The 15,587-nt window shown below is 32.1% G+C and carries 11 protein-coding genes and 1 pseudogene; all 12 read left to right on the forward strand.

Annotation, left to right across the window (positions count from 1 at the left end):
• Positions 1-119 precede the first annotated feature (119 nt).
• The 12 genes and pseudogenes from RGU12_RS01925 (at position 120) to RGU12_RS01980 (ending at position 15,584) form a co-directional block, all read left to right on the forward strand.
• Positions 120-1,142, forward strand: coding sequence for a Gfo/Idh/MocA family protein (locus RGU12_RS01925; RefSeq protein ID WP_309534562.1), 1,023 nt, complete (start codon positions 120-122; stop codon positions 1,140-1,142).
• Positions 1,143-1,928: 786 nt separating this feature from the next.
• Positions 1,929-4,478 (forward strand): ABC transporter permease, encoded by a 2,550-nt coding sequence (locus tag RGU12_RS01930; protein WP_309534563.1) that lies wholly within the window; start codon positions 1,929-1,931, stop codon positions 4,476-4,478.
• Between the two features lie 39 nt (positions 4,479-4,517).
• Positions 4,518-5,204, forward strand: coding sequence for an ABC transporter ATP-binding protein (locus RGU12_RS01935; protein ID WP_309534564.1), 687 nt, complete (start codon positions 4,518-4,520; stop codon positions 5,202-5,204).
• Between the two features lie 223 nt (positions 5,205-5,427).
• Positions 5,428-5,892 (forward strand): annotated as a pseudogene (locus RGU12_RS01940) (DNA/RNA non-specific endonuclease); the annotation flags it as partial.
• Positions 5,893-6,474: 582 nt separating this feature from the next.
• On the forward strand, positions 6,475-8,406 hold the full coding sequence (locus RGU12_RS01945; protein WP_309534565.1) for a hypothetical protein: 1,932 nt from the start codon (positions 6,475-6,477) through the stop codon (positions 8,404-8,406).
• Between the two features lie 276 nt (positions 8,407-8,682).
• Positions 8,683-8,931: a hypothetical protein gene (locus RGU12_RS01950; RefSeq protein ID WP_309534566.1), complete on the forward strand. Its 249-nt coding sequence runs from the start codon at positions 8,683-8,685 to the stop codon at positions 8,929-8,931.
• Positions 8,932-9,028: 97 nt separating this feature from the next.
• Positions 9,029-9,811, forward strand: coding sequence for a hypothetical protein (locus RGU12_RS01955; protein WP_309534567.1), 783 nt, complete (start codon positions 9,029-9,031; stop codon positions 9,809-9,811).
• Positions 9,812-9,903: 92 nt separating this feature from the next.
• A complete protein-coding gene (locus tag RGU12_RS01960) occupies positions 9,904-10,593 on the forward strand; it encodes a DUF1643 domain-containing protein (protein ID WP_309534568.1) in 690 nt (229 codons plus the stop codon).
• 385 nt (positions 10,594-10,978) lie between these two features.
• Positions 10,979-11,983, forward strand: coding sequence for a hypothetical protein (locus RGU12_RS01965; protein ID WP_309534569.1), 1,005 nt, complete (start codon positions 10,979-10,981; stop codon positions 11,981-11,983).
• Between the two features lie 562 nt (positions 11,984-12,545).
• Positions 12,546-12,680: a hypothetical protein gene (locus RGU12_RS01970; RefSeq protein WP_309534570.1), complete on the forward strand. Its 135-nt coding sequence runs from the start codon at positions 12,546-12,548 to the stop codon at positions 12,678-12,680.
• 134 nt (positions 12,681-12,814) lie between these two features.
• A complete protein-coding gene (locus RGU12_RS01975; RefSeq protein WP_309534571.1) occupies positions 12,815-14,296 on the forward strand; it encodes a type I restriction-modification system subunit M in 1,482 nt (493 codons plus the stop codon).
• Positions 14,289-15,584, forward strand: a complete 1,296-nt coding sequence (locus tag RGU12_RS01980; protein ID WP_309534572.1) for a restriction endonuclease subunit S — start codon at positions 14,289-14,291, stop codon at positions 15,582-15,584. The genes RGU12_RS01975 and RGU12_RS01980 overlap by 8 nt, the downstream gene beginning before the upstream one ends.
• The last annotated feature ends 3 nt before the right edge of the window (positions 15,585-15,587 follow it).

A 15,587-nucleotide genomic window follows, 5' to 3' on the forward strand; every position in this document is an offset into this window, starting at 1 on the left:
GCAGTTTAGTAGAACAAAGGAAATAATTTTTCCATTATCTTTTATAACATAAAAAAAGAGGATTTTAATTGTAGGGAACAGAAGTAAATTTGGTAGAAAGATATGAGGAGGTTACTAAATTGAGAGTTGGAATAATCGGAGGTGGTTTTGGATTAACAGTTCAAGCCCCAATAATAAAAACTCACCCAAAGTTTAAAGTATCTGCTGTTAGTACAATGAAGCGTCATCAATTGCCAGAAGAATTTTTATGTGGGGAAAATCCACCTGTTCATTATAAATACTGGTCTGAAATGTTAGATAAAGAAGAACTTGACCTTTTATTTGTAAGTTCTATACCTATTTATCATTTTGAAATGGTTAAATATGCATTAAAGAAAGGAATAAATGTAGTTTGTGAAAAACCTTTTACGATGAATAGTAGGGAGTCAAAAGAGCTATTAAGGCTCTCTAAGTATTATAATACAAAGGTAATGATTGATTTTGAATGGAGATACCTTCCTATTCGTCAAAAAATGAAAGAAATTATTTATAACAATTATATTGGTAAGATAATTCATTTTGAATACCATATTTCAAGCTCCCAATATCAGAATCTTCAATCATCCAAGAGAGGCTGGATGGGTGAAAAGAATAAATTTGGAGGAATGTTAGGTGCATTAGGAACACATATGATTGATTGTTTGAGATGGTTAGTAAAAGATGATATAGAAATTATTAATGGATTATTGCATACTCACGTTCCACAAGGAGCAGGTGAACTAAGAGATGCAGATGATGCTTTTTTTATTCACGGAAAGATGAAAAACAATTCTACTTTTTCAGTTCAACTAATGTCAGGGATTAATCACGGATTCGGCTCTAATTTAAGGGTATATGGAGATAAAGGAACAATCACTTTAACTAATGATAAACAACTTTTTTGGGGGAAAATAAATGAACAATTAGAAGAAATAAAGGTTCAATTTCAAAGAAAAGTTCCATTACATTTATCTGAGGAGGCGAGTGCTTACTATCCAGCATTTTATCCTTTCTTGGAAAAAGTATATGATTATATTGTTTTTAATAAAATTGATAAAGATTTACCTATTATTGAAGATGGTCACGAAAATCAAATAGTTATAGATAAAATTTGGGGTATCTAAAGTGTAAGTCCTTATCGCACTAAAGGGTGCAAGAGTTTAATGGAGCAACTAGTTGTTAAAACAAAGTTGCTCCATTTAAATTAGTTAAAATATTATTGGTAAAACTCCTTTCTGAGACGACCACTTAGCTCGGCATATATTCGCGTAGTTTCACTTTTCTCATGTCCCATCAAACTCTGTATCACTTCAACTCTATTCATAACAACTATGTTGCTTTCCAAGGGTAGAAACTTTGAAGAAAATTCTAATGTGATTACTGGTTAAATAAAAAGCAAGTATGGAATCCGAATAGAAATCGACTTAATGTACCTTCCTAAAATAACAAAAAAACTGCCAATGAAACTGGCAGGGGACAATATTTTTATTAGTGAATACTTTTTTTAGTTATAAGTTATCTGAAATAAAAAAAGATTCATATTTGTAAATATTTTACTAGTATGGTAACCTATTACATGAAATCCGTTTAGCTAAAGGGAGAGGTAGATTGTAATCCCCAAAAATCAATATCTTACTTTTATATATAGTTTTTTACTAGTAGGTTCCTTATCTGTTAATCCTCTTGGAGCAAAAGCAAATCATGGCAGTAAGTTTATTTGGGGGACTCATAACGTGTACAATAAATGTCAAGGTGATGATGGTACAGGTATGAAGAGCAACATAGACATTTTACCGGACGGTTCTTGGGAATATAGAACCATAGATCCTTTCCATGAACATTCGAAATATTTTATACAACAGCAGTAAAATATAGAGAATAGATATATTGGCTTCCATTCTAAATACGGGGTGATCAAAATCATTAATTACCTAAAATCGTCATTTAAACAAAGATGGTTATTATACATAATTATTCTGATTATATTAAATAGTGTTGGTTTAGGTTATATAGTTGCCCAATCGGTTTCTGATCGAATCGTTATTGAAGCAAAAAATGATTTAGATAAATATTGGCGATATCAGTATGATATTCACGTTATTCCAGAAGAAGTAATTGATACTCGTAATCTGGAAGGAGGATGGGTACCACCACAATCTAGTTTGACTAGTTATGGTGGTATTTCCATGAAAGATTTAGAATTAATCCGTAATCTTCCTGGTGTCAAAGTCGCTGCCCCTCTTTCCATGATTGGTTTTTATGAAGGTGAATCAATCGGGGCAACATATTCAAAAGCAAAACCTGGTGAATTCTATGAGGTTGTGACAGAGAGTAACCTATTTGATGGATTAAAGGAATATAGGTTCTCTTGGAATAACTTTATAACAAACTATTATTCTTCTGAACTTGAAGATTCATTATTGTATCATCAATATAATAAAGAAAAAAATATTCCAGAAGGGTTTCGTATTCAAGTACCCCCGGGGACACACTTTCGGTATCCAAATCAATTAATGATAGTCGCTATTGACCCAAAAGCAGAGGCGGCACTTTATTCATTTACTGAAAGTAATGTGGATGTTTTTCAGCAACTAGAGTCACCAATCACTACAATTTCCAATATTCCGGAAGTCCCATTGCTAGCTTTAACAGATCAAAACTATGATGTAACAGAAACCCTAATAATAAACAAAATTGATGTGCCTAGCACGGTATCTGAACAAGAGTTATCCAACGGTGCTGAAAAATATATAAGGAGCTTACAAAAAAATGAAGTCGTAAACTTCTCGTTACCATCATATTCCCCAGAATGGAAGCATAAAAAAGTGGAATTGTTTTTAGAGAATCAATCATATAAAGAAAAATCGTATAAGGCACAAGCAATTCAAGAATTATTCAAATATGGACCGATTTCATATGAAATTGTAAGTAATAAGGAAAATACAATTCCACAGTTCATGGCAAAGGAACAGCCTCCACCGGAACTTGCATGGCCAATAGATTTTCCTAGCTATCGAAATCAGTACGATATCCAAAATGTCTCTATTTGGCCCAAAGTGGTTGGTAACTACAATGCGGAAAATATCATACCAAAACTATCAAAGTCTTGGAAACAAGGCGATCCTATTGATATTTACACCGCTCAACATAGTTTGATTATTGAAGATGGGGCAGGGAATCCTGTTGACCCACGCCCACTTATACCTATGCCATTAAAGTATGCTTATTACCCAGGTGCTCCAGATTTACTCGCACCTATCGAAGCGGCAAAAATATTTTATGGAGATGAGCCGCCTATTTCTTCTATACGGATTGTTGTGGATGATGTTAGTGAGCGTTCTTCCGAAAGTCAAAGAAAAATTGAACAAGTTGCTAAAAATATTATGGATAAGACAGGCCACCATGTCGAAATCATGCTTGGGTCAGCAGCGGGGAAAGTGCATGTTCAGCTTGAAGGGACAGGTGAAGGAGAAGTAGGTGTAGTTGAGGAAGGTTGGCAGCAACAAGGTGTTAGCTGGTCAATTGAAAAGCAGATTGAAGAAACAAATAAGTGGTTGTTTATTTATTTATTGATAACTAGCTTTATATTTTGTTATACAGTTACTACACATAGTCTACTCAAGCGATCAACGGAATTTGCAACATTACGTGCGATAGGTTGGTCACGAAATAAAATAATCGGTGGTCTGATCATAGAAATTACTTGTATAAGTACTCTTTCTCTACTGTCAATGATCATTGCCAATTCTTTTATAAATCTATTAAATTGGCATCATTTCCTTATCGTGTGGCTTTTATTTATGATTATTACGGGTATTGGATATGTTTCAGGTAGTCGTAGAGCATTATGGCTATCCCCAAGAGCTGGTCTTGCTGGGGATAGCAATCAGTGGAGTTCCAAAAGACTTTTTGTAATTCGTGGATTAGGTACTTATGTTATTCACCAGTTAATGAGAAGACCACTTCGCTTCAGTCTATTAGTGGGGACATTGGCATTGACAATATTTATGGCGATTTTGTTTGTAGCTACACAGCAAAGTTTGTCGGACTTTTTATTTTTGAGTTTATTAGGTGAAACAATAGATCTCAATCTAAAAAGCTACCAAAGGATCTTTTTAATCGGTGGTTTAATTCTTACAGTTTCAATTGTATTTTTCCTCTTGTTTTTAAATATAATTGAACGAAAAAATGAATTTTTAATTATGCGTTCAATTGGCTGGTCAATGAAACGAATTCAGGTATTCCTTAGTTTTGAGGTAATTTTAATCGCGGTAATTGGTTCACTTATTGGTTCAATAAGCGCTTATTTAATTGTATGGCTCTTCTCTGCCATATCGTTACCAATCTGGACAATAATCGTTTCATTCTTTACACCAGTTTGTTTGTTATTAGTATTTACAGTAATGATTTCTCGTCTAATCAGTTTGGAATCCACTGTAAAAGATCAACACTCTGCTTAATAAAGAAAAATGATAAAAAAGAAAGGAGCAGGAATCCATTTGATAAAAATAGAAAACATCGTTAAAAGCTATCGAATTGGCGGGGAGAAGTTAACGGTTTTAAAGAGTGTTTCTCTTTCTATAAAAGAAGGAAGCTATATTTCGTTAAGAGGACCTTCCGGTTCAGGAAAATCAACACTTTTAAATGTTATTGGCGGACTTGAACCGATTGATAGTGGTGGGATTTGGATAGAAGACCAACCTGTTCATTCCTTAAAAGATCATCAATTGGCGAAACTACGCTTGAAGAAAATTGGCTATGTATTTCAACAATTTCAATTATTATCAACCGCAACTGCATTAGAAAATGTGATGATGCCACTTTTATCGTTTTTTTCCTCTAAAATGGTAAAGGAAAATGCTATAGAAGCATTGAAACGTGTTGGCTTGGAGCATCGAATGTACCATCTTCCTTCACGTTTATCTGGTGGAGAGCAGCAGCGTGTAGCGATTGCAAGAGCATTAGTAACTAAACCGAGAATCATTTTAGCTGATGAACCAACAGGAAATCTTGATTCTGAAACAGGACATAATATTATATCTTTATTAGAGGAAATCCATCAAAATGATGGGGTAACTATAATGATGATAACACACGATAACGAAATTGCAGAACGAGCAATTGTACAAGTTCAAATTTTAGATGGGAAAATACAGGAGTATTTTACATCAAGCGTGCTTGAGTGAGACAAGGTGTTGTTACGGCAACATCTTTTTTTATTGAAGTAACGAAGCAGCGCGACAAGTTTTTTTGTCATAAGCGCTAATGTGTGAAACGACAAGGGATTTTAACCCTACGATAAAAGTGTAGGAATTTTAAGTTTTGTTCATCATTTAGTTTTGTTCATCGCTCAAATTGAGGTCTATCAACAGCTAACAGGTTTTATCTCTTAAAAGAATATCCTATACCGGAGGGGTATCGAATGCTTATAATATTACCCCACAAGATAGCACACTCAACCGACACGGTGATCAAGCCTATATGGAAAAGGTGATCCGTCAAGCTGGTGGAGCAACCAATTTCGAAGCAATTATCACATATCCGAATACAGAAACACAGATTCCTTCTAGTTATCAGTATACTTATACTTTAATGGGTAACGTGATTGTTGATAAATTCGATAATGTGAACCCTGATGAAGTAAACGCAAAACTCGGTTTAACAGACAGTAAGCCATCCGATTCAACTAGCACAAACACGAATTCAACTAGTTCAAACGCAGACGGTGATATTTCTCGTGTTGATACAAACGGTAATGGGAAGGTAACGATTAAAGAAGCGAAAGATGCAGGTTTTAGTATGCCCATAACGTCTGACCATTGGTTATACAAATACATGGATGATCGTGATGGCGACGGTATGGTAGGTGAGTAAGCCGTTAGTACTTTGAGGCAAAATAAATGAATGAAAGAACATTTTCCTCGTTGGACGATTATAACAATTTGCAAATGGGCGTATGTACAGGAACAACGGAAGTTAATGGTCTTATCATCTATAAAATTTGTACGGTGAATATATAATTACTTTTCACTAACCGGTGCTATAGTTTGAGATCAAAACTAAAAGTAAGAGGAAAAAGCTCAGTTCAAATTAGAACTGGGCTTCTCTATTACTATGAAGAACCCGCTCCAAAATGAAACCATCTTAAAGAGTTCTTATAACATGACTATGTGGAAAGTTCTGAGAAAATAGAATTTTTATATTAGCAAATTGACCTAATAAGTAAACCTTCAAAGAGTCTTAGCTTAGAAATAAAAAATATAGAAAGAGACCTAAAAAAAAAAATTAAGTTACAAAAATAAACTCTTTAAAAGGTCATTATCAAAAGTAGCTATTGACAACTAAAATGCTTCTTGTAAATCTAAAAATCTATTTTTTTAAAACAACTAGAAATGATAGGTAGAAATGATAGAAAATGGTATAATATTTTGGTAAATTGTGAGTTTGGAGGAACATATGAATAAAAATCAGTTATTGTATTATGCCATTATGAATGTTAATGATAGTAATAATGTAGACTATTTTGATCATTTTGTGCCGTTTGTCAAGGAGGCACTGAGAGTATCTGGAACCAAAACAATTTCTTCAAATGAATTAAAAAAAAGTATAAAAGCACATTTTAAGATTGACCTGCCAATAAGTGTAGTAAATACAATTTTAAAGAGGAAACTTTTACAAAGCGGCTATATAAAGAGAGAAAATAAAACGTTGATTCCTGACTTTGATAAACTTCAAGAATCAAAATTTAATGAACTCAAGCAAAAAATGTTAGAAAAACATGAAAAACTAATAGATGAAATTGCCCTTTTTGCCCATGAACGATACGAATTAAAAGTTGAAAAAATAAAGGTCGAAGAAGCATTAGAAGCTTTCCTAGAGAAGCATCAGTTAGTCTTATTAGAAACTTCCTTACTACCTTCTTCGTTAAAAATTAAGGATGATAACAAGAAACAAGAAGGGATAGATATAATTATCTCTCAATATATTAAAAGTATTTATGCTGCACAATCAGTTTCCTTTGAATATCTAATTGATATCGTAAAAGGCAATATGTTAACAAATACGCTTTATTACAAAGAAGATGTCCATACCATTAACATGAAATTTAAAGGAACTGAAGTGTTTTTTGATTCTACTTTTCTAATCTATGCTTTGGGTCTTGCTGGTGAAGCTCGTCAAGAACCATGCCTAGAATTAATACAAATGCTTAGAAAATCTAATGCAATATTAAAAGTGCTTAGAATTAATATTGATGAAATAAACGGTATATTAGAATGGTGTAAGAATAACTTAACAACATGTGTTTCGGATCATCATGGAACTATTAGTTATTTTTTAGATAACGGATTTGGACCAAGTGATATCGAAAGAATCATCTATGCTCTAGAAAAAGAATTGGAAGAGAAACTTCACATTAGTATAGTAGATTCTGTTGGTTATGAAGAATATACCCATGTTATCTCCCATGAGGGATTAGATGATTGTTTGAAAAATAATATGACTTATAGGAGAGAGAGTGCTAGAGAAAGAGATGTACAGGCCGTTTCTGCTATAATGAGACTAAGAAAAGGTTGGAAAACTATTCATATAGAAAATAGTAGAGCTATTTTTGTTACAAATAACTTTTCTTTGGCACAGAATGTCAAAAATTACTTTTATGATGAGAATAATCCTAGAATTATTCCTCCAGTTTTACATGATTCTGTCATTACCAATTTAATGTGGTTAAAGAATCCATCAGAAGCACCCGACTTACCAAGACAAAGGCTAATAGCTGAAACATTTGCTGCAACACATCCGCAAGAACATTTATGGAAAAGATACATAGAAGCCGTCAACATATTCGAGAGTACAAACCAAGGTATTTCACAGGAAGATATTGTTAGACTTCGGTATTCTCAAGGGGCCCGTGAAATTTTAATGGAGAAAACCCTAGGAAATGAAGATTTAATTACAATTGGAACAGTTAAAGAAATTCTAGCTGAAATAAAAAATCAAGAAGAACTTAAAATAAACGAACTGAGTACTGAAAAAGAAAAAGAGATTGAGGAATTAAAAGGTTTTATAACGGTATATAAGCAAGAGGTAGCAGCAACTACAGAAATTAGAGCGGAAAAAATACTCAAGATAGCAAAGAAAAGGGCCAAATGGATAACTGATGGGATATTTTTGCTAATTTCATTATTTATTGGGGTAATAATATATTTCGTTCCGTATATTCAGTCTTTAAATTTTAATTCAATAATAAAAAACGTAGTAATATTTGGTTTAGTTACAATTCCAAGCGTATTGGGCTTGCTTAATATTAATCTCATTCCTTTTAAAACAAAAACAAACAATTATTTAGAAGAAAAAATTTTACTTTCTATCAAACGTAAATATTTATGATAGAATTGAAGGAATAAGTAACTATGAATAGTTACATAAATGAGTGAACAATTTTAGCAATTTATCTGAACATAATTAACGTTATAAGAAATAGGGCGGTTGTCTTAAGTGACTACCGCTCTTTTTAATTTGATTAATTTCCTAGGCAAGCGCAATATGTAACATATCGGATAAAAATTTGAATGTTCCATGTAGATAATTGTTAATATTTGGAGGATAAAATTGATTAGCTGTCGAACTACCAATAATAATAAAAAGTTAGGGAGTTGTTATCTAATGAATAAAAAAGATCATTTTAAAAAAGCACTTATTGAAATTTTCCGAAATGCAAAGACTCGGGGAGATAACTATATAGAGATATCATCTAAAGACCTTCATATAATAGTAGGAGGTTATCCTGGACCAAAGCACAATATGCCAAGTTGCTGCGATGTAATGTATGAACAAATGAAAGAAGGAGATAAAATATTGGAAGCACCTAAGAAGGGAAAAGGAGCAAGCCTATTAATTAGATATTATTTATAAAATACTTTAGTTTTGGGTACTTATAACTTCAATTATATCAATTAACAACTTTTATTTAGCTTTATTGTTAAAACGTCGTAATACCTGGAGGTAACCATTGAATAATGTTATATCAGATATATTGAGTAGGATAGATAGTGATAATAGAAATTTACCCCCAACTCATCTGTACAATGAAGGATGGCTTTTATGCATTATACTTCACTGGTTTTCTAACAATAAGGACACTTCGAATCACGAACTTGAATTCTTTAAAAATAGTAAATGGTATTCGGAGGCATTATTGCCATCCCCTTTTTTACCGGAGTTTAGAGGTGACACCTTATCAGAGGCTCATACTCATGCAGATGGAGTAATAGGGAAGTTTAAGATAGGTAGTTCTGGACATGGAGACTTAGTTTTAGAAGATGACTGCGACCAGTTTATAGTAATAGAGGCAAAGATGTATAGTAAGTTATCAAAAGGTATTAAGAATAATACAACATATGATCAGGTAACGAGAAATATTGCATGTATGAGTCAAATTGCTGCTAATCAACGAATAGATGAAAAGCAATTTAAAAAGCTGGCCTTCTACGTTATAGCTCCAGAAGAACAAATTAAAAAAGAGAGATCTTTTAGAGAATATACAACAAAAGAAATAATAAAAGAAAAAGTTTTTGAAAGAGTAAATAACTATTATCTAAATGAGCGAGAATCGTTCAATTCAAAGCTTAATTGGTTTAATATGTATTTTATTTCTTTTATAGAAACAATTGAAATCAAATGCATCACTTGGGAAGAGGTCATTAAATATATTCATCTACATGATCCCAATTTCTCTCATATACTTAACAATTTTTATAACAAGTGTATTCACTACAATAAAAAATCTAAATAAGTACTATATGAGGAAATAAGGATGAATTTGGAGAATATTAATGCAACTAATTAGAGTTTAATTTTTCAAGAGACAGAAAGAAGGTAATACTCTTGTTTATTTCTGCAAATAAATTAAAGAAAATGTATTCTTCTTCAGGCTGCTTTTTTAATATAAAAATGGGAAATGGTGTTATCAAATGCAGAAGCTATTTAGATATATATCAAAATGATATTAATATCGATTTATTAGATCCAGAAGCATTTATAGTTATGATGAATCCTGGTAATTCTAAACCATTATTTACAAAAAATCCAAATGAATTAAAGATTATACCAGAGTACCATATTAATAGTCCTAATTTATTATATAGTTTGAGAAATACCCTCTTAATCCAAGCAAAACCAGATACTACTCAGTATCAAATTATGAGATTAATGAAGCATTTTGGTTGGAAATACGTTAGAATATTAAATCTTTCAGATATACGAAATACTAAAAGCAAAGAATTTGTAAGAGAATATAAGAAATTAAACAATACAATTCATAGTATTTTTCTTGGAAAAAGGGAAAAGGAACGAAATGCACTATGTAAGGGAATTGACAAAAAACCTGTGATAGTTGCATGGGGGGTTCATCCGGAATTAAAGGAACTAGCTGTAGCTGCCTTAGAAAAGCTCCCTAGTCATATAAAAGGTTTACAGGGCAATAAGGAATATCTTTATTATCATCCTTTACCACGAGGAAAAAGAACTGCAAAAGACTGGTTAGATGAATTTATTAAACAGATCCATTTTATATAAACGTTGACGCTCTAAAGATACTTTCGTTTGATTTTGTATTTAAGTAAATTTTTCAATCCCATAATACCCATTATGTTGACTGCTAGGATGAAACCAGAAAGGTTTCATCCTTTTCTATTTCTATTGAGATATGAACTTATAACAATAAATGATTATGGAGCCAAACCATATAAATAACTTTCCTTTTTGGTGACTAAAAGTCTTATATCTTTTGTAATTAGTTCTTCAGACTAACTTTTAAACAATAATAATACCTATACCGAAATAAAAATGATAAAATTCCTACCTGTTAAATAGTTATAACTTTCAGACATAAAAAGAGGAGAAATCTGTTTTCTTGTCGAAATAATGTTTCTTAGTAGTAAATTGAAAAAGGAGATATGTTATGGAAGATGCAATTTGTTTGGATTGTTTAGGTTTAAATGAGACTTTTAATCATTTAGAAAAGAACCTTGAAAGTATGATAAATTACGTAAAAGATTTAGAAAGGTATGCATCAATATTTGATGAAGAGATGTTTAATAAATTACTGGATAATAATTACCGAAAGACACCTAAAATACTTTGTTCAAAATGTAAAAATGAAATTGGTTATGAAGACTATTTTTTAAGAAGAGAAAGTTTAGTTCCATTTTTGAACGAGGTTTGTAAGATAATTGGTGAAGGGGTTTCAAGATATATTCAATTCTGTTCCAACTGCGAATTAATAAAAGAATTTAATGCATTTAATAAGATAATTGAGGTTGAAAAAGGGCAAGTATCTAAAGATAACGGACAAAGTGTACTAGAATTTTTATACGGCTTTGATATTCCAGAAGATTACAATAAATATGTGTTGCCAAATTTACAATGCAGGTGTTGTGGAATTGGTCAAGATGAGAGCGTAACAATTAAGTTTAATGAATCTTTTTTGATTTATAACGATGATGACTTAACAGATTACCTATCAGTAGATATTGATGAATTAAGCCAATATGCTGAGAAGTATTTTATAAACTTAAAGAAAATTGAACTTACTAATTTCTCCTCTTTTTTAAGAAACTACCCCATGCTAGGCATGAGACATACAGCTGCGGAGAAACTGTATGAACTATTTACAAAAATGTATGAAGAAGGGGAATTCTCAATAATTGAAAATTTAAAGCTATATAGAGGGAGGACAAGAAATAAAGGCACAGAAAAGTTTCATTCTAAACAAATGTGGAACCCACCTATTGGTGTTTCGTCACACGGTAGATATAATTTAGTTGGCTCGTCAGTACTTTACCTAACTGATAATATGGATTATATTCCAGCAGAAGTGAACTATATTGGATCACAAGAACTTGACGTAGCTACATTAATTATTAATAAACCATTAAAAATTCTAGATTTAAGTCAAATGTATTGAGAATTTGGACGTATTTTATCAATTAATCCGAGCGATAATAATGTATTAAAGTTAGAGTATTTACTTACCAATTTTATTGCAGAATGTTGTAAAGAGGTAGGTTTCCATGGAATAAAATATACAGGGCAAAAAAAGGGAATTATAATAACTATGCACTATTAAAATATGAAATTGATAAAGATATTTCAATTTCTACAGTTGAAACCTACAATGTTGAAATTGAATATAATATATTTGGCTTAGCTGAAGTTTGATAAAAGTGGATTCGTTAAAAAAGTGGCACAAGATAAGTGTCACTTTTTTGTCATATTTTTTGTTGATTAATAGAGGATTTTGCCATTCTGTGACAAAATATTATTAATGGAGGTGGGTGTTCTTAGGTCACTGAAATCAAAATTACTGCAGATGATGCTATTTTTTTCTGGAAATGATTGATTCAACTAAAAGTCCAAACTTTGAAGCAAAAATGTATAGAAGAAAACCATATTATGATCTAATCAAAAATAATGATTCAAATGATTATCAACGATTTATGTTAGTTTACAAGGCTATGAGATATGAATTGTCAGAACGTGAACAGTTTGTTTTAGATCAAATTTATTGTGCCGATAAAGAATATTCAAAATTAGAGTCAGTTGGTAAGATGATAGGTGTTACTGGAAGAAGCGTGGCTCTATTCGTTCCGAAGGAGAGATGAAAATAGCAAAAGCGCTATGACCAATTATTAAAGATAATGCGATTATATAAAATACTAAAGCAAAACATAGTAATTAAGAAGCTTTCTTTGTTATAGTAAAGAGGAACTATTTTACTTTTTTAGGGGGATTAAACATGGCTAAGTTAACACAGCAAGAGCTGGAATCTCATCTATGGGAATCAGCCAATATTCTACGTGGATCTATTGATTCATCTGATTATAAAAATTACATATTTGGACTATTGTTTTTAAAACGATTGAATGATGTGTTCGTTGAAACTGCAAGACGAATTGAACAAGAAGAAGGCGACGATTACGGGTGGTATGACCGTGACGAACATCAATTCTTTGTTCCAGAACGTGCTAGATGGTCCCATGTGCAATCACAGACACAAGACATAGGAGATACCATTAATAAAGCTTTTGAAGCACTAGAAGAGGAAAATGCTTCCTTACAGGGGGTCCTTGCTACAATTGACTTCAATGATAAAGAAAAACTTCCAGATAAGCTATTACAACAATTAATAAGTCATTTCTCAGCTATCAACTTAAGTAATGGTAACCTGTCCGAACCAGACATGCTTGGTCGTGCATACGAGTATTTAATTAAACAATTTGCTGATGATGCTGGTAAAAAGGGTGGGGAGTTCTACACCCCAAGTAAGGTAGTAGAATTGATTGTAAAGCTCATTAAGCCAGAGGAGGGTATGCGTGTATGTGATCCTACTGTAGGCTCTGGTGGTATGCTCATACAATCAGTAGATTACATAAAATCAAAAGGTGGAAATCCACGAAATTTAACATTACATGGTCAAGAACGTAATCTTAATACATGGGCTATCTGTAAGATGAATTTACTTTTACATGGATTAAGTGACCATAGGATTGAAAAGGGTGATACAATTCGTGAGCCTAAGCTCCTGGAAGATGGAGAACTAATTCTTTATGATCGTGTAATCGCTAATCCACCGTTCAGTTTAAGCAATTGGGGAAGAGAAGAAGCTGAAAGTGACGAGAATGGACGATTCCGTTTTGGTATTCCTCCCAAGGATAAAGGAGATTTAGCATTTGTTCAGCATATGATTGCTACACTTAACCATGAAGGAAAAGCTGGTGTAGTCATGCCACATGGTATCTTGTTCCGTGGGGGTGCAGAAGGAAAAATCCGACAGAGTATCTTAGAGGAAGATCTATTAGAAGCAGTTATTGGCTTACCCTCGAACTTATTCTATGGTACAGGAATTCCAGCATGTATTTTAGTACTTAACCGTAACAAAGATGCAAACCAAAAAGGAAAAGTGTTCTTCCTAAATGGTGCTGAGGATTATCAAGAAGGAAAAAATCAAAATACACTTCGTGACAAGGATATTGAGAAAATTGTAGCTGCCTATGATAAATGGGAAGAAGTTGATAGATATTGTCGCTCAGTTGAAATAGATGAAATCAAAGAAAATGATTTTAATTTAAATATTGCTCGTTATATTGATTTAACTGAAGAAGAGGAGCAAATTGATGTTAGTGAGGTTGTAATAAAACTTCTTGAAATAGAAAAAGAGCGTAATGTAATTGAAGAGCAAATGTATGCTTATTTGAAGGAGCTTGGTTATAGTGAGTAATCAATATAGAAAACCTTGGCGAATTCAAGTGCCGAAAGAATGGGAGATAACACGACTTGAGGAAATTACAGAAAGAATAACAAAAGGTACAACCCCAACTACATATGGTTATAATTATGTAGATGAAGGAGTTAACTTTATAAAAATTGAAAGTATTAATGACCAAGGTAACTTTTTAGAAGACTTTTTTGCACATATTTCACAAGAAGTACATGAAAAATTAGCTAGATCAAAAATGCAAGAGGATGATTTGTTAGTTACCATTGCTGGAAATTTGGGTAGGGTAGCGATAGTTACAAAAGATATATTACCAGCTAATACAAATCAAGCAATTGCTATTGTTAGACTAAATAATAGCAGAAATTACAATTTGAAATTTATTTTTTATTATTTAAAGGGTACTTCAATAAAAAAATATATACAGTTAGTATCGACGACTGGTGCACAGCCAAATCTAAGTCTTAAACAAGTAGGGGACTTTGAAATAGCCTTGCCACCTTCACATGAACAAAATAAAATTGCCGACATTTTATCTAATGTTGACGAAGCCATTAACAAAACAGAAGCAATCATTAAACAAACTAAAATATTAAAGAAAGGTTTATTGCAGCAACTTCTTATAAAAGGAATTCGGAATACCAAGTATAAACAATCTGAAATCGGTGAAATACCAGAGGATTGGGAAGTTGTAAATCTAAGTAAGTTGTTAGATGTATTAAAAGATGGAACACATAATCCACCAAAGAAAGTTGAACAGGGTGTTCCAATGCTGAGTGCATTAAACATAAAAAACAATAAAGTTGAAATCGAAAACAATGACTCGTTTATTTCTGAAGAAGATTACAATAAAATGCATAAATCCTATGAAATTTCGGAAGGAGATGTTTTATTAACGATAGTTGGTACCCTGGGTAGATCAGCAGTTGTAAAAAAAGAACATGGCAAATTTACAGTTCAAAGAAGTGTTGCTATATTAAGACCTAAAAACACATTATTGCCATTATTTCTAAATTATTTTACTCAGTCTAATTATTTTCAAAACGAACTCCAAAGACGAAGTAACACTACAGCTCAATCTGGTATTTATTTAAAAGAATTAGGGAGTATTAATATTCCATTGCCAGATGTTAAAGAACAGAAAAAAATAGTTTCTATACTATTGTCAATAGATGGGAAATTAAATTACGAGGAAAAAAGGATCAATAAACTTAAGGATTTAAAAATGGGTCTTATGCAAGTCCTATTAACAGGAGAAGTCCGAGTAAAAGTAAATGATGAAGAGGTGTAACCT

The sequence above is a fragment of the Ferdinandcohnia sp. QZ13 genome, from assembly GCF_031324165.1.
In the GTDB taxonomy this organism is placed as follows: domain Bacteria; phylum Bacillota; class Bacilli; order Bacillales; family Bacillaceae_L; genus Ferdinandcohnia.

Excerpts from the sequence above, each read along its gene's own strand:
- RGU12_RS01945 (WP_309534565.1), top strand. The coding sequence starts at position 6,475 with ATGAATAAAAATCAGTTATTGTATTATGCCATTATGAATGTTAATGAT.
- RGU12_RS01950 (WP_309534566.1), top strand. The coding sequence starts at position 8,683 with ATGAATAAAAAAGATCATTTTAAAAAAGCACTTATTGAAATTTTCCGA.
- RGU12_RS01965 (WP_309534569.1), top strand. The coding sequence starts at position 10,979 with ATGGAAGATGCAATTTGTTTGGATTGTTTAGGTTTAAATGAGACTTTT.
- RGU12_RS01975 (WP_309534571.1), top strand. The coding sequence starts at position 12,815 with ATGGCTAAGTTAACACAGCAAGAGCTGGAATCTCATCTATGGGAATCA.